The organism is Asticcacaulis solisilvae, assembly GCF_017875235.1.
GTDB lineage: Bacteria > Pseudomonadota > Alphaproteobacteria > Caulobacterales > Caulobacteraceae > Asticcacaulis > Asticcacaulis solisilvae_A.
The window spans coordinates 1-19,615 of record NZ_JAGGMI010000018.1 but is presented as its reverse complement, the minus strand read 5'-3'; the positions used below and the strand labels follow the sequence as shown (position 1 = coordinate 19,615).

The following is a 19,615-nucleotide window of genomic DNA, read 5'->3' as shown; positions in this document are numbered from 1 at the left end:
GCCTCGTTCTACGGCAGCTGCAAATCCATATTCCCCAAGGAGTCGAACATATGTTCGATCACTGGACTAAGGTCCACTGACGCTAGCCAAGCGGGGGCATTGTCCTTGTCCTCGATAACCGCCCTGACGCCTTCAGAGAAGTCACGCGTGCGGGTAATCCGGCAGGCCAGGCGGTACTCCATCTTCATGACCTCTTCAAACGACGTCATCCCGCGGCCTTCTCGCAGCTGTTTGAGCGCGACGGCGAGGGACTGCGGCGAGCGTTTGGTCAGGATTTCGGCCTGTTTCAGCGCCCATTCGCTGCCCTCAGCATTCAGAGCGATGGAAATCTGTGCCATTGTATCGTGCGCGAAGCAGCGATTGATGGTGGCCATATGCGGTGCGTAAGACGGGTGCGACACGGCTTCCGCAAGGCCTGACAGGGCTGCATCGATGGTTTGCCCAGACGCCAAAGCCTGTTTCAACACCTCGACGCGGTCCGATGGGAGGAAATGCGTGCCGATTCCCGCCGCCACAACGTCACCGCCTCGCAACTGGGCGCCCGTAAGCGCCAGCCAGGTGCCAAGCTCACCTTCCAGACGCGGCAGGAACCAACCGCCACCGACATCCGGGAACAGGCCAATCCCTGTTTCCGGCATGGCAAAGATGGTGCGTTCGGTGACAATCCGGTGCGAACCATGCACCGAGATGCCGACACCACCGCCCATGGTTATGCCATCCATCACGGCGATGTAGGGCTTAGGATAGTGCTTGATCTGGTTGTTCAGCGTGTATTCGACGCGGAAGAACTCGGCTGCTTCCACGCCGTCCTTGCGGCCGCTTTCGGCGACTTTACGGATGTCGCCGCCGGCGCAGAAGCCGCGTGTGCCTTCGGCATGGTCGACCAGGACCGCGCGGATAGCTTCGTCTTGTTCCCACGCCGTCAGCGCATCGGCCATGCCTGAGCACATCTCCGTCGTCAGGGCATGTAGCGCTTTTGGCCGATTGAGCGTGATGCGGCCGATGCCGTTGTCTACGCGGGTGATGATTTCACTCATGCCGTCTCCATATGCCGGGCGATGATGACGCGCATGATTTCATTGGTGCCTTCGAGTATCTGATGCACGCGCAGATCGCGGACAATGCGCTCGACGCCATAGTCGTGCAGGTAGCCGTAGCCGCCATGAATCTGCAGGGCCTCATTGGCGACCTTAGAGCCCGTATCGGTGACGAAGCGCTTGGCCATGGCGCACCATTTGGTGGCGTCGGGCGCTTTCGCGTCCAGCTTTTGCGCCGCGTCGTAAAGCAGCGAACGCGCGGCCTGAAGCTCGGTTTCCATATCGGCCAGCTTGAACTGCGTCGCCTGGAAGGCATCGAGCGTCTTGCCGAACTGCTTGCGTTGTCCGGCATAGTCGCGGGCGCGATCGAGTGCGTCCTGAGCCCCGCCCAGGCTGCAAGCCGCGATGTTCAGTCGCCCGCCGTCGAGCCCCTTCATGGCGAAGGTAAAGCCCTGCCCTTCCTCACCCAGCCGGCTTTCGGCCGGGATGCGGACATTGTCGAACAGGACCTGGCGCGTCGGCTGGGCATTCCAGCCCATCTTCTTTTCATTGGCGCCGAAGCTCAGGCCCTGGCTGTCCTTCGGGATAATGAAGGCTGAGATGCCTTTGGGACCGTCTTCGCCCGTTCGCGCCATGACGATATAGACGTCCGACACGCCAGCGCCGGAAATGAACTGCTTGCTACCATTGAGCACGTAGCCGTCGCCATCGCGAACCGCGCGAGTAGCTAAGGCTGCGGCATCCGATCCGCTGCCAGGCTCGGTCAGGCAATAGCTGGCGATAGCGTCCATACCGACCAGCTGCGGCAGCCAGTGCGCGCGCTGGTCTTCGGAGCCGAAGCTGTCGATCATCCAGGTGCACATATTGTGGATCGACAGGAAGGCCGCCGTGGCGATGCAGCCGCGCGACAACTGTTCAAAGATCAGCACGGCGTCGAGGCGCGTCAAGCCGGAACCGCCGTGGTCTTCGCGGGTGTAGATCGAGGCGAAGCCTAAGCCTGCCGCTTCGCGCATGACATCGACGGGGAAGTGTTTGCGTTCGTCCCAATCGCCGGCGTTAGGCCGCAAGCGGTCATAGGCAAAGCGTTTGGCGGTCTCCTGGATGAGCAACTGGTCTTCGTTGAGGATCATGGTTTTTCTTATTGTTGCCTGCTGAAAGAGCCCCTCATCCGGTCCTTTGGACCACCCAACGCTGGCGAAAGCTATACTTTCGCTGGCGCTATACCCCGCAAGCAGGGAGAAGGAAAGCTTACCGCATCGTCGGAATAACAAAGGCCTGGTCGCCGAGGTCGCCGTCGGGCCAGCGCTGGGTGACCGTCTTGACCTTGGTGTAGAAGCGCACGCCGTCTTCGCCATACTGGTTCATGTCGCCAAAGGCCGAGCGCTTCCAGCCGCCGAAGCTATGATAGGCGACCGGCACAGGAATCGGCACATTGATGCCGACCATGCCAACATTGACCTTGGCGGCGAATTCACGCGCCGCCAGCCCATTGCGTGTGAAGATGGCCACGCCATTGCCATAGGCGTGGTTCGACGGCAGGCTTGCCGCCTCTTCAAGCGTCTCAGCGCGCACGACCTGAAGCACCGGCCCGAAGATTTCGTCCTGGTAGCTCTTCATCCCCGGCGTAACGCGATCGAACAGGGTCGGGCCGATGAAATAGCCCTCGTCGTGACCTTGCAGCGTCAGACCGCGCCCATCAAGCAGCAACTCGGCGCCTTCGTCGACGCCCATCTGGATATAGGATTCGACCCTGGCCTTATGCGCCGCCGAAATGACCGGCCCGTAGTGCGCATCGGCATCGGTCGAGACGCCGACCTTCAGGCTCCGCGCCGCATCGATCATGCGCTCGACAAAGGCATCGGCGGTTTTGGCGCCGACAGGCACCGCCACCGGCAGGGCCATGCAGCGTTCGCCTGCCGAGCCATAGGCGGCGCCGACAATGTCCCTGACGACCTGGTCGAGATCGGCGTCGGGCATGATGATGCCGTGGTTCTTGGCGCCGCCCATGGCCTGGACTCTTTTGCCGTGCGCCGCGCCTGTGGTGTAGATGTACTGCGCGATGTCCGAGGAACCGACAAACGACACGGCCTTGATCAGATCGTGCGTAATCAGGGCGTCAACGGCTTCCTTGTCGCCGTGGACAACCTGGAAGACGCCTTCAGGCAGGCCGGCTTCGATCAGCAGTTGGCCCAGGCGCACCGGCACCGACGGGTCCTTTTCCGACGGCTTGAGCACAAAGGCATTGCCACACGCCAGGGCCACCGCCGCCATCCACAGCGGGATCATGGCCGGAAAGTTAAACGGCGTGATGCCGGCGACGACGCCCAGGGGCTGACGCATCGAATAGACATCGATGCCGGGGCCGGCGCCGGAGGTCATATCGCCCTTCAGCAGATGCGGGATGCCGCAGGCAAATTCTACGACCTCAAGTCCGCGCTGGATATCGCCTTTCGAGTCGGCGATGACCTTGCCGTGTTCGGACGACAAGAGGTGCGCCAGCTCATCCATATGGGCTTCGATCAGCCCCTTGAAGGCGAACATGACGCGCGCCCGGCGCTGCGGGTTCATCTGCGCCCAGCCCACCTGCGCCCTTGCCGCCTGCTGCACGGCATCATCAACCTCAGCGGCTGACGCGAGGGCAACGCGCGCCTGCACCTTGCCGGTGTTCGGATCGTAGACATCACCGAACCGGCCAGAGGTCCCCGGCACAGACTTGCCGTTCAGGAAGTGGTGGATATCGCGCATCGCTCGGCCCCTTGGTGTCAGGCAGCGACGGTCACGCGTGCCTTGTTCTCTTTTGCGGCGCGGAGTTTAGCCTTCGCCATGGCGTCGGCAACCTCATTTGTGATCACATTTTCGCTTTTCGCGCGGGCGAAGATTTCGTCGAGGCGCGGACCGATGGCATCGACCGCCGCGGTCACCACCGCCTTGTCGTTATTGCCGGAGATCTCGCCATTGACCATGATGATGCCGCCGGCATTGATGACGTAGTCCGGCGCGTAAAGGATACCGCGCTCGTCCAGCAGGCGCCCGGCTTCGGGCGTCGCCAGTTGGTTATTTGCCGCACCCGCGACAATACCGGCACGGATATAGCGCGCGGCATATTCGCTGATCGTGCCGCCCAACGCGCATGGCGCCACGACATCGACGTCCTGGGTCAGGATATCATCGACGCTCACGGCCGAAGCTCCGAATCGCGCCTGCGCTTCGCCGACGCGCGCGGGATTGATATCGGCCACGACCAGATTGGCGCCAAGGTTATACAGCTCCTCGCACAGATACATGCCGACGTGGCCCAGTCCCTGGACGGCGACCTTGAGGCCGGCCACTTCCGGGCGATTGAGTTTGGCGCGCACGGCGGCTTCGATGCCGACGCGGACGCCACGCGCCGTGTAGGGCGACGGATCGCCGCCCGACTTGCCGGCCGCAGCCGAAAGCCCGCTGACGAATTTTGTCTGGGTGGCGACGATCTCCATGTCGGCGACGCCGACGCCGACGTCCTCGGCGGTAATGTATTGGCCGTTCAGGCTGTTCACCGCTCGGCCAAAGGCCTGCATGACGGCGACGCGGTTGTCGGCCGCCACTGGGCCAAGAATCACCGCCTTGCCGCCGCCCATGGGCAGGTTCGCCATCGCATTCTTAAACGACATGCCGCGCGACAGGCGAAGCGCGTCCGACAGGGCAGCCGCGCTGCTGTCATAGCCCCACAGGCGGCAACCACCCGCAGCCGCCCCAAGCGCCGTCGAATGGACGGCGATAATGGCGCGCAACCCCGAGGCTTCGTCCTCCACCATCATTACCTTTTCGTGGCCGTCGAAGTCGGGATGATCAAACATGTACGTGGTCCTTGGTTCTGTCGAAGATGATGGCGCGGCCCTTGGGAGGTACGGCGGTAACGGGTTCGGATTTGGCCGGCGCTTCAAAGCGCGCCAGCAGGTCGGCCTGGCGAAGCGCGACCTTCTCCATATTGGCGGCCTTGATGTGGCCGAAGCCGCGGATGTCCTGGGGCAGGCCGGCAAGTGTCACGGCCAGGTCAAGATTGCCTGGCGTCAGTTCACGCGCGACGCGGCCGATCAAGGTGAAATAGTCTTCGACCAGACGGCGCTCGCCGCGGCGTTCGTGCGTGTAGCCGAATATGTCAAAGGCGGTACCGCGCAGACCTTTGAATGATTTCAGTACGCCAAACAACTGGAACACCCACGGGCCGAACTTGCGCTTCTTCGCATGGCCGTGCGCATCCTTTTCACCCAGCAGCGGCGGCGCCAGGAAGACGCGGATCGCCTTGGTGTCCTCGAACTGCTCGGCCAACGCCGCCTTGAAGGCCGGATCGCTGTAGAGCCGCGCAACCTCGTACTCGTCCTTATAGGCCATCAGCTTGTAGGCGCCGCGCGCCACGGCTTCTGTCAGGCGTAAGGAGCCATACTGTCCTTCGGCCACCCGGACGGTCTCGACCAGATGCAGATAACGGGCGGCGTAAGCACCATCCTGATAGGCTGTCAGATCGGCGACACGTGACGCAACAAAGGCATCCAGGTCAAAGACCGGTGCTGGCGCTTCCGCCTTGCCGAGACGGCCGGCGGCATAGGCGCGGCCGATGGCGAAGGCGCGCTGATTGGCGACGACTTCGGCCCCGTTGAGTGTGATGGCGGCCTCAATCGCCTGGCGCGACAGCGGCAGCAGGCCGGACTGCCAGGCCGCGCCCCACATGATCATCAGGGCATAAACGGCGTCCCCGAGATATTTGCGCGCCAGCCCTGCCGCGTCGAAAGCATCGAGCGATTTGACTGCCGCTTTGACCTTCCGCGTCATGCTCAGCGTATCGAAGACGGTTTCGGTGTCCTGGGTGAACTCGGCGGTCGGCGTCAGACGGTTGTCGAGCAAGCCCCGCGTCCGGTCGGCTGACAGGAGCGGCAGGCTCGACCTGCCGTGCGCCGTGACCATGTCGGCGGCGATCAAAAGATCGGCTTCCCCCAGCGGGATACGGCCGCCGGGCAGCGTCGTGCCAGCCTTGGCCAGGCGGACATGCGCATCGACGGCGCCCCCGCGTTGCGCCAGGCCGATCTGGTCGACGCACAGCACCTCGGCCTCATCGAGATGGGCGGCCATGCCGAACATGGCGCTTAAGCTCGTGACGCCCAGACCGCCGATCCCGGTCAGCAAGACGTTGAACGGTTCCGCGGTCAGCGTCGGCGGCATGACCTCGGGCAGGTCCGCGATGAGATGATCGACGGCGTCGGGCGCGGCTTTTTTCAACTTTGCGCCTTCCAGCGAGACGAAGCTGGGACAAAAGCCTTTGACGCAGGATGTATCGACATTGCACGCCGATTGGTCGATCTCGCGCTTGCGGCCAAGCTCGGTCTCTTTGGGACCGACGGCGATACAGTTCGACTTGACCGAACAATCCCCGCAGCCTTCGCAGACGGCGCTGTTGATGAAGATGCGTTCCTTCGCCTTCGGTTCCAGCCCGCGCTTGCGGCGGCGGCGCAGTTCGGTGGCGCACATCTGGTCGTAGATGAGCACGGTCGTGCCGGGGATTACCTTCAGTTCGGCCTCGGCGGTTTCGATGTCGTCGCGATGATAGAAGCTGACGCGCGGCGGCATGTTGGGGTGACCGCGCCAGCGATCGGGATCGTCCGAGACCATGACGATGTGCTGGATGCCTTCGGCCGCGACCTGTTGGGCTACCGTCACCGGATGCAGTTGGCCATCGACGTGCTGGCCGCCGGTCATGGCAACGGCGTCGTTATAGAGGATCTTGTAGGTGATGTTGACGCCGGCGGCGATCGACTGGCGGATCGCCAACAGGCCTGAGTGAAAATAGGTGCCGTCGCCGAGATTGGCGAAGATGTGCGGCTCGTCGGTGAACGGCGCCTGGCCCACCCACGTGACGCCCTCGCCGCCCATGTGGGTGCAGACTTCGGAATGGCGCGCCGGCATGAACTGGACCATGTAGTGACAGCCGATACCGGCGGTGGCGCGGCTGCCGTCCGGCACGGTCGTAGACGTATTGTGCGGGCAGCCGGCGCAGTAAAACGGCTTGCGCGTATGCAACTGGACGACATTATCGCGGCTGTCGACGCGGGTATGGAGGCGTTCGACGATGGTCTGGCGCGCGGGAGTCCGCAATGCTTCCGGCAGCACATCGAACAAAGCGCTGGCGACATGAGCAGTGTCGAGGTCCATGACATCACGCACCAGCGGACGGCCGTCGCGGCCGGTCTTGCCGAGGACCTGCGGGCGGAGGGGCAGATTATAAAGCGCGTCACGCAGTTGCGGCTCGACCAGGGCACGACGTTCTTCAACGACCAGAACAGTTTCGAGATCGCGCGCAAAGGTACGGGCCATGACGGCGTCAAGCGGCCACGCCATGCCGACCTTCCAGATGCGCAAGCCCAGGCTAGCGGCTTCGGCATCCGAGATTTCGAGCAGGCGCAGGGCGTCGAGCACGTGCAGATAGCCCTTGCCGCTGGCGGCGATGCCAAAGCGCGGGGTATTGGTGTCGCGCACGATCGGATCGAGGCCATTGGCGCGGGCAAAGGCCTGCGCCGCCGGCAGACGGAAATGGCGGTGACGGATTTCCTTGGCCTCGGGCGTATCGCCCAGGCGGATGCCCAGGCCGCCTTCGGGCAGGTCGAAGTCAGGCGCCAGCGCGGCATAGCGATCGGGATCGATATGGGCCGAGGTCGAGGCGTCCATCAGGTCGGCGATCGTCTTGATGCCGACCCAGCAGCCGGCGTAGCGCGACATCTCGATGCCCTTCATGCCGAATTCCAGCACCTCGTCGATGGTCGACGGCACCAGGACCGGCATTTCGGCGTCGGCAAAGGCAAATTCCGACTGGTTGGCCAGGGTCGAGGACTTGCAGGAATGGTCATCGCCGGCCAGGGCCAAGACACCGCCCAAAGGCGAGGTGCCTGCGAAATTGGCATGTTTGAAGACGTCGCCGGTGCGGTCGACACCCGGTCCCTTGCCGTACCACAGGCCAAAGACGCCGTCCTTGCGGTAGCCATTGAACAGCGGCACATGCTGCGTCCCCCATACGGCTGTGGCGCCCAGGTCTTCGTTGATGCCGCGCTGGACGACGATGTCGTGGGCATCCAGCCACGATTTCGCCTGCGCCAGCTGCATGTCGTAGGTACCGAGCGGAGAGCCGCGGTAGCCGGAAATGAAACCCGCCGTGTTCAGCCCGCGCCTGATATCAGCCTGGCGGATCATGACCGGCAGCCGGACCAGGGCCTGCACCCCGGTCATAAAGGCCCGGCCGCTCTCCAGCTGGTACTTGTCAGCAAGGGTGACATTGGCGCGCATACGAACCTTCCAACCTGTTTTTATAATTTCATATGAGACTATACCTCCTGTCAGGAATGTCCTTCCGAAGTGCGCGCGCGACAGCCTTGTCAGCGGAATAATTTTCTGAGAAAATCGAAATCAGAAGATATATTATTTGCTGCGGAGCACAAAACCCGATGGCACGTTCTAAATCGGCCTATGAGATCGACGATATCGACCGCAAGATTCTCAGGCTTTTGCGCGAAGATGCGCACCTGACGACGCAGGAAATCGCCGACAAGGTGGGCCTGTCGCAGACGCCTTGCTGGTCGCGGATCAAGCGGCTGGAGGACCAGGGAGTGATCGCTGGCTACGTCGCCCTGCTCAATCCGGAACGGATCGGCAAGCCGATGTCTGTGATCATTGAGATCAATCTCGACATGCACGACGATGAGAAGATCGAGAATTTCTCACGCCACCTGGCACAGCTACCGGAGGTGACCGACGCCTATCTCACCACCGGAGAGTACGACTATGTCATTATGGCCGCGGTCGAGGACACCGAGGACTATGAGCAGTTCCTGCGCAAACGGCTGTTGAAGTTCCCCGGCATCCGCCACGCCAAATCGACCTTTTGCCTGCGGCGTTTAAAACGCGATCCATCGCCGAGCGTGTGACGCCTACGATAAGCCCCGCCCACCATCTGCTCCGCAGATGGTTCCCCCTCCCCATAAATGGGGAGGGCGTGGGTCGATCATAGCTTTGAATAAATTGAAAAATGTGTCTCGTGCATTCTTCGCCCTCCCCATTTATGGGGAGGGGGGACCGCCTTCAGGCGGTGGGCGGGGCTTGCCGCTCTCAGCCCTATGGCTCGATATCGAAATGCATCACGTCTTCGCGGCTACCAAGCTTGCCGTAAAGATTGATCGCCGGGTCGTCGCCGTAGTCGGCCTGAACGTAAATCACATAGGCGCCACATTCGCGCGCCACAGCTTTCAATTCCTCGATCAGCGCTGTCGCAATGCCCTTGCGGCGATGCATCTCATCGACGGCCAGATCGTAGATATAGATCTCGCTGCGCGCCTGCTCGAACTTTTGCAGCACATAGCCCGCCAAGGCGCCCACCACCGCCTCGCCTTCGGTCGCGACCAGCAGGATATTGCCCGGATTGCCGAGCCAGCCATGCACATAGTCGTCCGGCGGCAGCGCGTCCTGATAGCTGTCGGCATCGTCAAAGGCGCGGCCAAACAGCGCCATGGCGCTGCGAAACAGCGCGATATCGTCGGCTGTGAGGGTGACGACCAACATTATTCCGGTGCGCGGGTTTCCAGCGCCAGAGCATGGAGCGGCCCACTCAGCAAGTCGGCCAGCGCCTTGTTGACCAACTGATGCTGTCGCACACGCGGCAGCCCACGGAACTCTTCGGCGACGATGCGGGCGCGATAATGGTCACCATCACCGGCCAGATCCTCGATCACAACCTGCGCGCCGGGAAAGGCGGATTCGATCCGCGCCTGAAGTTCGCTTTGCGCAATGGCCATCGTCAGTCTCCAAACTTTTGCCTTCCCTAGCCCCTTTTTGCGCGCCTGACCAGAGCGGCGACATTCATAAAGATGTCATAAAACTTGTTGTGTGTTTTCAATAAGATTCCATCAAAACTCAACGGTAGGATGTGCCTTAAGGCACTTATTAAGCAATCTCGTTCACTATCCGGCCAGCCACCGCAGTATGCGGAGCCAGTATCAAGGATTACAGAATGTCGATCGCTTCTAACCGCGCCCTGCCCGCCTTTGTAAAGGCTGGCGTCAGTCTTCTGGCCGTTACCCTGGCGCTCGGCGCCGCGGCGCCCGCCTTTGCCGGCGGCGACGACACGCCCGCAAAGCGCAAACGCCCTGCCGCCCAGTCGCAGACCGCGTTGAAGCAACAGATCGCAGCCGAAGCCGAGCGCCTGATCGAACTGCAAAAGCAGCGCTACGACGACGATTCCGCCGCCAAGCAGGCGCAGATCGACGCCCTGATGGCCGAGGTGAAGAACCTGGCCGCCCAGGTCAAGGCGCTGCAGGACAAGTCTGAGGCCGCCCCCGTTGTTGTCGCCGCGGCCGCCCCTGCGCCCGCCCCCACGCCGAAGCAGTTGGCCGCCACAGTCGCGCCCACCGGCGCGACCAATTTCAAGAACGCCACGCCCAGCCTATCCTCCGCCGGAGGGGATTTCACCCTGACCTTCCGCAGCCTGTTCCAGATGGACGCCGCTTCCTACATGCAGGATGACGGGTTGCCGGCATCGGTGACGGCGCGCGACCTGAACTCCGGCACCAATTTCCGCCGCGCCCGCATTGGTATGGTCGGCAAAGCCTACAAGGATTTCGAATACGCCATATGGATGGACTTCGGCGGCACGGGCGGCGAGGACGTCGGTCGCTTCCACGAAGCCTGGCTCCAGTACAATGGCTGGAAGCACGCCAAGCTGCGCATCGGCGAATTTGGCCCCAGCGCCGGCATGGCCGACGCGACCGGCGCCGGCAACACGCCGTTCCTGGAGCGCGCCGCCGTCGCCGAAATGGCGCGCGGCATCGCGGCCGGTGATACGCGTATGGGCGTCGCCGCCTTCAATTCTTCGGATCGCTACCTGTGGTCGCTGGCCATCACCGGCAATACGCTGTCCACCCTCAACACCCAGGCATCAAGCTTCGTGCCCGCCAGCTTCGACGAGCAACTGGGCGTCGTTGCCCGCTTCGCCGGCACGCCTCTCAAAGGCAAGGACTGGCTAGTTCATGCGGGTGTGAACTATTCGTCCATCATCAATCCGAACGATGCCGGCGCGGCCTCGGCGACACCTTTCGCCGTCCAGCTGCGTGAGCGCCCCGAACTGCGCGTAGACGGCACGCGCCTGGTCGATACCGGCGCCATTAACGCTGAAAACCTGACGGCCACCGGCATCGAACTGGCCGTCCAGAAGGGCGCAGGCTTCGTGCAGGCGGAAGCCTTCAACTTCGACATCACGCGCAAGAACCCGGCGGCTGGCGTCACCGACCCAAGCTTCGCCGGGTGGTATATCGAAGGCGGCTGGACACTGACCGGTGAAGCGCGCCGTTACAACGCGACCACGGGCGCTTTCGACGGCATAGTCCCGAAAAACAATTTCGACCCGAAAGCCGGCCATTGGGGCGCTTTCGAACTAGTGGCGCGCTACGCCAATCTCGACCTCGACTACAATATCGGCAGCGCGGTCGTCGGCGACCGTGTGCGCGGCGGCCAGCAGGACATCTCCACGCTGGGCCTCGGCTGGACGCTGAATCCGTCGGTGCGTTTTGTCTTTCAGGGCCAGCAGGTCAAGGTCGTGCGCATGAATGCCTCAGGCGGCCTGCTCGATCAGGATTACAGCACCTTCGCCGTGCGCAGCCAGTTCGGCTTCTAGAGCGATATGGCGAAAGTGTAAGCGGTTCTCGCCTTAAATATCGCGACAAAACAAAAACTTAGATCGCATGATGTTTCCACTTAAAATCATACCGATCTAAGTCATTTAACTTTGACTTGAATCAACGTGTGGAACTCCGTTATCCGGTAAATGGGCGAGATAACGGAGTTTTCACATGATCGATCACATGGGTCTCAAGGTCTCGGACCGCGAACGCAGCAAGGCCTTCTACACGCCGGCCCTGGCGCCGCTCGGCTACACCGTCGTCATGGACGGCCAGTGGGGCACGGGCTATGGCGCCGGCAAGCCCGATCTGTGGCTCGAAGACGGCAAGCCTAGCGACCGCATCCACGTTGCGTTGAAAGCAAAAGACCGCGCGGCGGTCGACGCCTTCTATCAGGCGGCAATGGCGGCGGGCGGCACCGACAACGGCGCACCCGGCATCCGCGCTCACTATCACCCCAACTATTATGGCGCCTTCGTGCGTGATCCGGACGGCCACAATATCGAAGCCGTTTGCCACACGCCAGAATAAGCTCCATGGAACCGCGCAAGAGCATTCTTTACGTGCCCGCGGGCTATGGCCGCGTCTACGATATGGGCGCCATGCAAAGCACCTTTCTCTCGGACGGCGCCGAGACCGCCGACACCTACTCGATCTCGGAATGGTGGCTGGAGCCTGGCACACCTGGCCCGGGCATCCACAGCCACGACGCCAATGACGACATCTTTTACGTGCTGGAAGGCACCATGACCTTTGTCGCCGGCGACGATACGATCGAGGCAACGCGCGGCGCATTCCTGCGCGTCCCGGCGGGCGTGAAACACGACTTCCGGAACGATTCAGATGCCCGCGCGGGCCTGCTCAACATCTATATTCCGGGCGGCTTTGAACAGGATATGCCCGCCATCGTCGCCTGGTTCGCTTCACAGAAAGGCTGATGGGCTTATTTGGCAACGAGCGTTTTAAGATAGGCGACCAGGTTCAGTCGATCGGCCTTTTCCGGTACGGCCAGGGGCATGAAGCCGCCGGGCATGGCCGCATCGGGATCCGCCAGATAGGCGTCGAGTTCCGCCTCCGTCCAGGTCCGGCCTGCGCCATTAGCCTTTCTCAAGGCATCAGAATAGCCGAAGCCCTTGACCGATCCGACCTTGCGGCCGACGACACCGAACAGAGGCGGGCCTTGGAGGCGTTCTTTCGTTTCCGTGTCATCGTGGCATTTGACGCAGGTTTGGGCATAGAGCCCCCTTCCCTGCTCGACATCCGGTGTTCCGGCGGCGGCCGGCAGCGGCAGGAGCAGGCCCATGAGCAGTATCGTCACGCGCATCAGGCCAGGCCCAGCCATTGCGCCGGATTGGGGCAGATGCGCTTCCAAAGTTCGCGCTCGCTGCGTTTAAAGACACCCGGGAAGTCGCCCCTCTTGCCGGCGATATCCAGGATCAGCTGGAAATGCAGGTGCGGTAACCAGCCGCCATTGACGTCGCGGTCGCCCAAGGTGGCGATCTGCTGCCCTTTCGCGACGGAGTCACCATCGTTGAGCCCCTGCAGGCTTTCGCGGCTTAAGTGCCCGAACAGGCTGAAAACCATCAGGTCCGGTTCCAGCGTGTGTTCCAGGATGATGGTCGGGCCATAGTCTAATGCCGCGGCATTGTCCTGGAAGCTGTGGAAGGTCCCGGGCCATGGCGCGTAGACCGGCGTCCCCGCCGGTGCAAAGATATCGATGCCGAGGTGGACGGTGCGTGGCTCAACGCCCTCGATCCCCGCGCCAAAGGCTGCGTTGCCGTAGATGGCGCGGTCTTCGTCATAGCCCCCGGCGGCCAGCCGATCGAGCGGCACGGCGTCCATGCCGCCATTGTCCATTGTCACCGGCACAAACCCGGCATGCAATCCGGCAATGACCTCGGCCGGCTGTTCGGCGCGGCGGTCGAGCCAGGCTTCGAAGCGATCGTAGTTATCCATGCTGCCGGTGTAGCGTGCCAGTACATTTTTGGCTATTGGGGAGCCGTAAAATTGGAGAGCGTTTTGGCTTTGAACAAAATCTACGATGGCGCGGAAGCCGTGCGCGTCAACAAGTGGCTGGCGCAGTCGGGCGTCTGTTCGCGCCGCGAAGCCGATGCGCTGATCGAACAGGGTTTGGTGCGCATCGATGGCGAGCGCTTCACCGACGCCGGCCGCAAGATCTTGCCCGGCCAGACCCTGACGCTGGATCAGGGCGGGGTGGCCGATCTCGATGCGAAGATGACCATTCTCTACAACAAGCCGGTCGGCATCGTGTCAGGTCAGCCCGAGCCGGGCGAGACCCCGGCCGTCCGCATGATCCGCCGCGCCAATGTCTATGGGCCGGCCGACGTCTATCCCGACAACAACTCGAAACTGGCCCCAATCGGCCGCCTCGACAAGGATTCGCACGGCCTGCTGATCCTGTCGGAGGACGGCGTCATCGCCAAGGCGATCATCGGCCCCGATAGCGAACTTGAAAAAGAATATCACGTCGAGGTGCGCGGGCCTGTGTTCGAGGAAAAGCTGAAATGGCTGCGCCACGGGCTGGAGCTGGATGGCAGGAAGCTCAGGCCCGCCAAGGTGACACAGACCGGCCCGCAGTCGCTGACCTTCGTTCTGACCGAAGGCCGCAACCGCCAGATCCGCCGGATGTGCGACATGTGTGAACTGCGCGTGGTCGATCTTTATCGCGACCGGATCGGGCCAATCCGCATCGGCGACCTGCCAGAGGGCCAGTGGCGGTTGATTACCCCGGAAGAACGCGCGGCGCTGCTAGTCCCCTCTCCCCGCTTACGGGGAGAGGATTAGGGTGAGGGGCCGCGGAAGGTCGCCGCTCACTCTACGGCCTCAATAGGTCCCTCCCACGAGATCGGAGGGAAGATCGACCTGTTCAGATACTTCAACCTCTGTCGGAACATGCGCCAGCCTGTAGAACCGCCGGGCGCAGTACCACGAAAACCGCCACGGCCCGATCCCCAACGCCTTGAACAGCCGGCTGTGCCCAAAGGCGACCGCGGCAATCCCGGCGGCGAGCACATTCAGAAACCAGAACCACAGCCCAAGCGCCACAATCGGCCGGAGCAGAACCGGCGTCGTCGCCAGCACCCTTTTGAAAAAGCCGCGCTGGAATTCGAGATGACGGTCTTCGTCGGCCGAAATCACACGCATGACGTCGGCGATATGCGGACACGGTACCCGCTCCGCCAATGTCATGTAGAAGGCCGCCCCCACCACCTCGGCCACGGCCATGACCGCCATCTTGGCGCGCAAACCCATCAGCCGGCGCGAGCGCTCGAACAACTGCTCGGACATGTGCTTGGTAATCGTCGCCTCCCCCATGGCCCTGATCAACCGCGCCAGTTCGGTGGCGTGACGGCCCTCTTCACGGACATAAAAGGCGATCGACTCTTTCAGATTGTCGTCGAGCGCTGGATCAGTCGATTGGCGCGCCTGTTGGGCGATCCGTCCCTCCCCGGCTTCGCCCAGTTGAAAGCACTGCAGGGCGTGGACCAGGGGTTCTTGCAATTTAGCGGGCAAGGGGGCGAGCCTGGCCGGTGTCTGCGGCGATGCGCGCCCGGCGTTGTGTTCAAAATAAGCCAGCCATTCGCTTGTTTGCATTTTGGGATCCCTCGGGTCTGTGATGACAGTTCATCACTATGCCGAGGGCTTATGAGCGGCATGAGCAGGGTCTGAGGGTTTGCTGAAATCTCCTCTCCCCGCTTGCGGGGAGAGGGTTAGGGTGAGGGGCAACTGGACAGAAACGCGCGTGCGGACAGAGTTTCTGCCCCTCATCCGGTCCTGCGGACCACCTTCTCCCCGCAAGCAGGGAGAAGGGAAGAGGCCACATACCGAAAGGTCAGCGACATCCGCCGTTCGCGCGGAATGATCAGCCCGCCGACACGGTCACTCTTGCGGCCGACAATGCCGTGCAACCACTTTTCGCGCACCTCGCCGCGCATAATCACCAGGCTGCGCGGCTGAAGATATTCACACCGCGTGGCGTGGCCCATCCGCGTAAACTCCATCGTGATCCCCGAGCCCAGGCTAATGATCGCCACGGCCTTGATATGTTCAATATCACGGTCCTTGTGCGCGCCGATCCCCTGCCCTGGATAATATTCGTTGATCAGGGCCCGGTCGGCCACACCATCCAGGCACCCTTCTGACGCCAGCCGCTCGGCGAACGGCTTCAGCCAGTCCGGCATGGGCGAAGACCGGTATTCGCCGTCGAGCCCCAGCGGCGAGTCGTCATAGGCCCAGCCATACCACTGCCGGCGGCGCAACAGCTCCATCGACCACGGCTGTTGGTCGATGGCGTTGATAAGCGCCGCTTCCTCGGTCTTTGAGATATAATCCGGCCGATAGGTCAGGCCGGGAACAGGGCCCGTGTCGAACAGCGATCCGCTGTCGATCACCGGCAGCCGCGCTTTCGCGGACAGGCGGAGCATGGCTTTTACGCTTTCTGCCAAAGAATTGATCCGACCCACACCGGAACAAATAGTGAACATATTGATTCCGATTTGACAAGCCCCGGCAGCGATTTATCCCCTTAATCATGCCGCACACCACCATACCTCTTGAGTCGCAAACCCAGCTGACCGCCATCTGGACCGAGCGCCGCCGCGAAAGCAGCCGCGCGCGCATAGTCGATGATGCCCGCGATGCGTTCGACACCGACTATGCACGCATCATCCATTCGGGCTCGTTCCGGCGGCTGCAGGGCAAGACGCAGATCCTGAATATCGGCGACAGCGACTTTTACCGCACACGGCTTACCCATTCGCTGGAGGTGGCGCAGATCGCCGGCGGGCTGGTCAAGCACCTGCAGAAATACTTAGCTGACCATCCGGCGACGCCGCACCTGCCGACCGTGCCGCTGGTCCAGACGCTGGGTTTCGCGCATGATCTCGGCCATCCGCCCTTCGGTCATGGCGGCGAAGTCGCGCTTAACTACTGCATGCGCGATTACGGCGGTTTCGAAGGCAACGGCCAGACCCTGCGCCTGCTCAGCCGGCTGGAGAACCACTCCCAGGACCACGGCGCCAACCTGACACGACGGACACTTCTGGGTATCCTGAAATATCCTGTAGCGTTCAGTGCTGTCGTTAACCCGGAGTGCGCGCCACGCCTCGATCCCCGGCCTACCCTGCTAAGCGTCATCGATCGCGCTGCATCCAAGCCGCCGAAATGCTATCTCGACAGCGAACAGGATGTCGTCGACTGGGTGCTGGCGCCACTATCGGCAGCCGATCGCACGCGCTTTACCGCTGTCGATGCCCGCCCGGACAAGCACGCCAAATCAAGGCACAAGTCGCTCGATTGCAGCCTGATGGATATCGCCGACGACATCGCCTATGGCGTCCACGATCTCGAAGACGCGCTGTCGCTGGGGCTGGTGCGCAAGACCGACTTCCGCGACATGGTCACGCCGCAGGCCTGCGCCTCCTTCCTGGAATACCGCCAGAGCAAGTATGGCGACAAGGTCGGCAACAATGCTTACGGCGACCTGGTCGACAATCTGTTCGGCTCAGGCCAGCAGCGCAAGATGATCATCAACATCATTGTCGGCCACCTGATCGGCGCCATCGGCCTGGAAGACAATTCCGATTTTGAAGAACCTTTGCTGCGTTATCGCGCCACCATGGCTGCCGGCCCGGCGGTATTTCTGGACGCGCTGAAGGATCTGGTCATGGACAAGGTCATCTGCTGCGCCCAGGTCCAGCAGATGGAGTTCAAGGGCCAGAGCCTGGTCGTATCGGTTTTCGAAGCCGTCGCCACCGATCCGCGCGCCTATCTGCCGTCGGACGCCTATGCCCGGTACGTCGCGGCGGGCAAGGACATGCGCATCATCTGCGACCACATCGCCGGCATGACCGACGCGCACCTGATGAAAACCTATGAGCGCCTGTTCAGCCCGCGCATGGGTTCGATCTTCGACAAGCTATGACGACGTACGTCGCTCTGCTCTATTCGATCATCCTGCCCAAGGGCCGGCTGGTCATGAGCGACCTGAAGGCCATGGCGACGGAACTTGGCCTCGGCGATCCGCGCACCCTCGTGGCGACGGGCAATCTGGTCTTCACGGCGCAGAAAACGACGGTCGCCAAGCTGGAAACACAGTTGGAAGACGCGCTCGAAAAACGCGTCGGCAAGCAGATTGACATCATCGTGCGCACTGCCGCCGACTGGCAAAAGACCGTGAAAGCCAATCCGTTCGGCACAGACGATCCCAAGTCGGTCGCCATGCGTGTGCAGCGCGATCCGTTGGACAGGGCGATCCTCGACGATCTCAACCGTTTCGCCACGCACGGCGAAGACCTGCGCATCATTGATGGCGACCTGTGGATGCGCTTTGCAGGCAACGTCAGCGCTTCGAAAGTCACCGGGGCCCTGACCAAGAAACGTTTAGGCATCGGCACGACGCGGGCCCTCAGCACCGTCATCGGCCTCGGCAAGATGCTCGAAGCGGTTTGACCGTTTGGCATTTCGGTCTACAACCGTACGACCATTCCAGAGGATTCCATGGCCGATACGCTTTTCGACATCCCGCTGCGCCGCATCGACGGCAGCCACACGACGCTCGCGCCCTACAAGGGCAAGGTCCTGCTTATCGTCAATGTCGCTTCCAAATGCGGCCTGACCCCGCAGTACGAAGGCCTCGAGGCCCTCTACCGCGAAAAGCACGGCGACGGGCTGGAGATTCTCGGCTTCCCGGCCAACAACTTCCTGGAGCAGGAACCCGGCACCGAGGCCGACATCGCCACCTTCTGCCAGACGCAGTACGACGTCACCTTCCCGCTCTTCGCCAAGATCAGCGTCGTCGGCGCCGTCAAGCACCCGCTCTATGACATCCTGACCAAGGCCCAGCCCGAAGCGGTCAGCGCCGGTCCGATGCGCGAACGTCTGGTCAAGTTCGGCATCCCGGTGAGCCCGGAAGGCGAAGTGCTGTGGAACTTCGAAAAGTTCCTGGTTGGCCGTTCGGGCGAAGTTGTCGAGCGCTTTGCCCCCGATGTCGAAGCCGGCGATCCGCGCCTCCAGGCCTCGATCCAGCGCGAACTGGCTAAGTCATGAAGAACATTCTGGTATTTGTCGGCAGCCTGCGCGCCAAGTCGATCAATCGCACCTATGCGCACGCGCTGGAAAAGCTGGCCGCAGGCAAACTCGCCTTCACCTATGCCGATCTCGACCTGCCGCTTTACAATGACGACCTGTGGTCATCGCCACCGGCAAAGGTCGTGACGCTGAAGGACCAGATCAAGGCGGCCGACGGCATATTGTTCGTCACGCCGGAATATAACCGCTCGCTGCCAGCCGTTACCAAGAACGCCGTCGACTGGGGTTCGCGCCCCTTCGGCCAGAGCGCTTGGGCCGGCAAGGCCGTCGGGATTACCGGCGCCTCGCCGGGGTCGATCGGCACGGCGGTGGCGCAATCGCAACTGCGCAGCAGCCTGGTTATCCTGGAAACCCATGTCATGGGCGGACCGGAAGTCTATTTCACCTTCAAGCCCGACCTGATCGACGACGACGGCAATGTGCTGAACGACAAGACGGCGCAGTTCCTGACCGGCTTTATCGAAAAATTGGCCGATTGGGTGGGTAGGTACGGCAGCTAAACAGTTACGCTAACTCTCCTCCCTGTGCCGAAGGCATGGGGAGCGACTATCTGAGGTGTCAAGCTGTAGTTTGGAGCGTTTCGCGTATATCGCGAGCTTTAGCATTGAGCCTGACGATGAGTTTATGGGCGAGTGCGATGCGGATCTGCATCTTGGCTTTTCCCTTTAGGGCTAGCCTGTCGTGGAAGGCTTTGAAGTCGGGTTCGTATTTGGCGAGGTGCCCGGCGATGATAAACAGGACGGTGCGGATGCTTGCCCTTCCGCCACGTATGGCGCGTTT

20 protein-coding genes and 1 pseudogene are annotated in these 19,615 nt (G+C 62.1%); 9 read left to right on the top strand and 12 right to left on the bottom strand.

Annotated features, from left to right (window positions below):
• Window positions 1-8: 8 nt before the first annotated feature.
• The 5 genes from J2X24_RS20500 to J2X24_RS20480 all read right to left on the bottom strand — a co-directional run bounded on the left by J2X24_RS20500 (window position 9) and on the right by J2X24_RS20480 (window position 8,345).
• Entirely contained in the window at window positions 9-1,037 is a 1,029-nt protein-coding gene (locus J2X24_RS20500) for an enoyl-CoA hydratase/isomerase family protein (protein ID WP_209725617.1), read from the bottom strand.
• Window positions 1,034-2,167 carry an isobutyryl-CoA dehydrogenase gene (locus J2X24_RS20495; protein WP_209725615.1) on the bottom strand — a complete coding sequence of 378 codons (1,134 nt, stop codon included), beginning with the start codon at window positions 2,165-2,167 and terminating at the stop codon, window positions 1,034-1,036. Before J2X24_RS20495 ends, J2X24_RS20500 begins: the two co-directional genes overlap by 4 nt.
• A 118-nt stretch (window positions 2,168-2,285) precedes the next feature.
• A complete protein-coding gene (locus tag J2X24_RS20490) occupies window positions 2,286-3,782 on the bottom strand; it encodes a CoA-acylating methylmalonate-semialdehyde dehydrogenase (RefSeq protein WP_209725613.1) in 1,497 nt (498 codons plus the stop codon).
• A 17-nt stretch (window positions 3,783-3,799) separates the two neighbouring features.
• Window positions 3,800-4,873: a Glu/Leu/Phe/Val family dehydrogenase gene (locus J2X24_RS20485; RefSeq protein WP_209725611.1), complete on the bottom strand. Its 1,074-nt coding sequence runs from the start codon at window positions 4,871-4,873 to the stop codon at window positions 3,800-3,802.
• Window positions 4,866-8,345, bottom strand: coding sequence for an indolepyruvate ferredoxin oxidoreductase family protein (locus J2X24_RS20480; protein ID WP_209725609.1), 3,480 nt, complete (start codon window positions 8,343-8,345; stop codon window positions 4,866-4,868). The genes J2X24_RS20485 and J2X24_RS20480 overlap by 8 nt, the downstream gene beginning before the upstream one ends.
• 158 nt (window positions 8,346-8,503) lie before the next feature.
• On the opposite strand from J2X24_RS20480, the gene J2X24_RS20475 reads away from it, so the two are divergent.
• A complete protein-coding gene (locus tag J2X24_RS20475; RefSeq protein ID WP_209725607.1) occupies window positions 8,504-8,983 on the top strand; it encodes an Lrp/AsnC family transcriptional regulator in 480 nt (159 codons plus the stop codon).
• Window positions 8,984-9,170: 187 nt separating this feature from the next.
• On the opposite strand, the gene J2X24_RS20470 is transcribed toward J2X24_RS20475, so the two are convergent.
• Both J2X24_RS20470 and J2X24_RS20465 read right to left on the bottom strand, forming a co-directional pair.
• On the bottom strand, window positions 9,171-9,614 hold the full coding sequence (locus J2X24_RS20470) for an AAC(3)-I family aminoglycoside N-acetyltransferase (protein WP_209725606.1): 444 nt from the start codon (window positions 9,612-9,614) through the stop codon (window positions 9,171-9,173).
• Window positions 9,614-9,847, bottom strand: coding sequence for a BolA/IbaG family iron-sulfur metabolism protein (locus tag J2X24_RS20465; protein ID WP_209725604.1), 234 nt, complete (start codon window positions 9,845-9,847; stop codon window positions 9,614-9,616). Before J2X24_RS20465 ends, J2X24_RS20470 begins: the two co-directional genes overlap by 1 nt.
• A gap of 215 nt (window positions 9,848-10,062) precedes the next feature.
• Between J2X24_RS20465 and J2X24_RS20460 the strand changes: the two genes are divergently transcribed.
• From J2X24_RS20460 to J2X24_RS20450, 3 genes are all read left to right on the top strand, one after another.
• Window positions 10,063-11,721 carry an OprO/OprP family phosphate-selective porin gene (locus J2X24_RS20460; protein ID WP_209725602.1) on the top strand — a complete coding sequence of 553 codons (1,659 nt, stop codon included), beginning with the start codon at window positions 10,063-10,065 and terminating at the stop codon, window positions 11,719-11,721.
• 175 nt (window positions 11,722-11,896) lie between these two features.
• Window positions 11,897-12,256 carry a VOC family protein gene (locus J2X24_RS20455; RefSeq protein ID WP_209725600.1) on the top strand — a complete coding sequence of 120 codons (360 nt, stop codon included), beginning with the start codon at window positions 11,897-11,899 and terminating at the stop codon, window positions 12,254-12,256.
• A gap of 5 nt (window positions 12,257-12,261) precedes the next feature.
• Window positions 12,262-12,663 carry a cupin domain-containing protein gene (locus tag J2X24_RS20450; RefSeq protein ID WP_209725598.1) on the top strand — a complete coding sequence of 134 codons (402 nt, stop codon included), beginning with the start codon at window positions 12,262-12,264 and terminating at the stop codon, window positions 12,661-12,663.
• Window positions 12,664-12,668: 5 nt separating this feature from the next.
• Here J2X24_RS20450 and J2X24_RS20445 read toward each other — a convergent pair whose 3' ends face one another.
• Together J2X24_RS20445 and J2X24_RS20440 are read right to left on the bottom strand one after the other, a co-directional pair.
• Complete coding sequence (locus tag J2X24_RS20445) at window positions 12,669-13,049, bottom strand: c-type cytochrome (RefSeq protein WP_209725597.1); 381 nt, start codon at window positions 13,047-13,049, stop codon at window positions 12,669-12,671.
• Window positions 13,049-13,681 carry a peptidoglycan DD-metalloendopeptidase family protein gene (locus J2X24_RS20440; protein WP_209725595.1) on the bottom strand — a complete coding sequence of 211 codons (633 nt, stop codon included), beginning with the start codon at window positions 13,679-13,681 and terminating at the stop codon, window positions 13,049-13,051. Before J2X24_RS20440 ends, J2X24_RS20445 begins: the two co-directional genes overlap by 1 nt.
• A gap of 63 nt (window positions 13,682-13,744) precedes the next feature.
• Here J2X24_RS20440 and J2X24_RS20435 point away from each other — a divergent pair, with 63 nt between their 5' ends.
• Entirely contained in the window at window positions 13,745-14,530 is a 786-nt protein-coding gene (locus tag J2X24_RS20435; RefSeq protein ID WP_209725593.1) for a pseudouridine synthase, read from the top strand.
• A gap of 39 nt (window positions 14,531-14,569) precedes the next feature.
• Here J2X24_RS20435 and J2X24_RS20430 read toward each other — a convergent pair whose 3' ends face one another.
• Together J2X24_RS20430 and J2X24_RS20425 are read right to left on the bottom strand one after the other, a co-directional pair.
• Window positions 14,570-15,340, bottom strand: coding sequence for a ferritin-like domain-containing protein (locus J2X24_RS20430; protein ID WP_209725591.1), 771 nt, complete (start codon window positions 15,338-15,340; stop codon window positions 14,570-14,572).
• 170 nt (window positions 15,341-15,510) lie between these two features.
• Window positions 15,511-16,170, bottom strand: a complete 660-nt coding sequence (locus tag J2X24_RS20425; RefSeq protein WP_245344994.1) for an alpha-ketoglutarate-dependent dioxygenase AlkB — start codon at window positions 16,168-16,170, stop codon at window positions 15,511-15,513.
• Window positions 16,171-16,277: 107 nt separating this feature from the next.
• On the opposite strand from J2X24_RS20425, the gene J2X24_RS20420 reads away from it, so the two are divergent.
• Genes J2X24_RS20420 through J2X24_RS20405 form a run of 4 tightly spaced genes read left to right on the top strand, consistent with a single transcriptional unit; the run spans window position 16,278 to window position 19,335 of the window.
• Window positions 16,278-17,669 (top strand): anti-phage deoxyguanosine triphosphatase, encoded by a 1,392-nt coding sequence (locus tag J2X24_RS20420; RefSeq protein WP_209725589.1) that lies wholly within the window; start codon window positions 16,278-16,280, stop codon window positions 17,667-17,669.
• Window positions 17,666-18,196 carry a DUF1697 domain-containing protein gene (locus J2X24_RS20415; protein ID WP_209725587.1) on the top strand — a complete coding sequence of 177 codons (531 nt, stop codon included), beginning with the start codon at window positions 17,666-17,668 and terminating at the stop codon, window positions 18,194-18,196. The genes J2X24_RS20420 and J2X24_RS20415 overlap by 4 nt, the downstream gene beginning before the upstream one ends.
• Window positions 18,197-18,244: 48 nt before the next feature.
• Entirely contained in the window at window positions 18,245-18,793 is a 549-nt protein-coding gene (locus tag J2X24_RS20410) for a glutathione peroxidase (RefSeq protein WP_209725585.1), read from the top strand.
• Window positions 18,790-19,335: an NADPH-dependent FMN reductase gene (locus J2X24_RS20405; RefSeq protein WP_209725583.1), complete on the top strand. Its 546-nt coding sequence runs from the start codon at window positions 18,790-18,792 to the stop codon at window positions 19,333-19,335. Before J2X24_RS20410 ends, J2X24_RS20405 begins: the two co-directional genes overlap by 4 nt.
• 58 nt (window positions 19,336-19,393) lie before the next feature.
• Here J2X24_RS20405 and J2X24_RS20400 read toward each other — a convergent pair.
• A pseudogene (locus J2X24_RS20400) lies at window positions 19,394-19,615 on the bottom strand (IS110 family transposase); the annotation flags it as partial.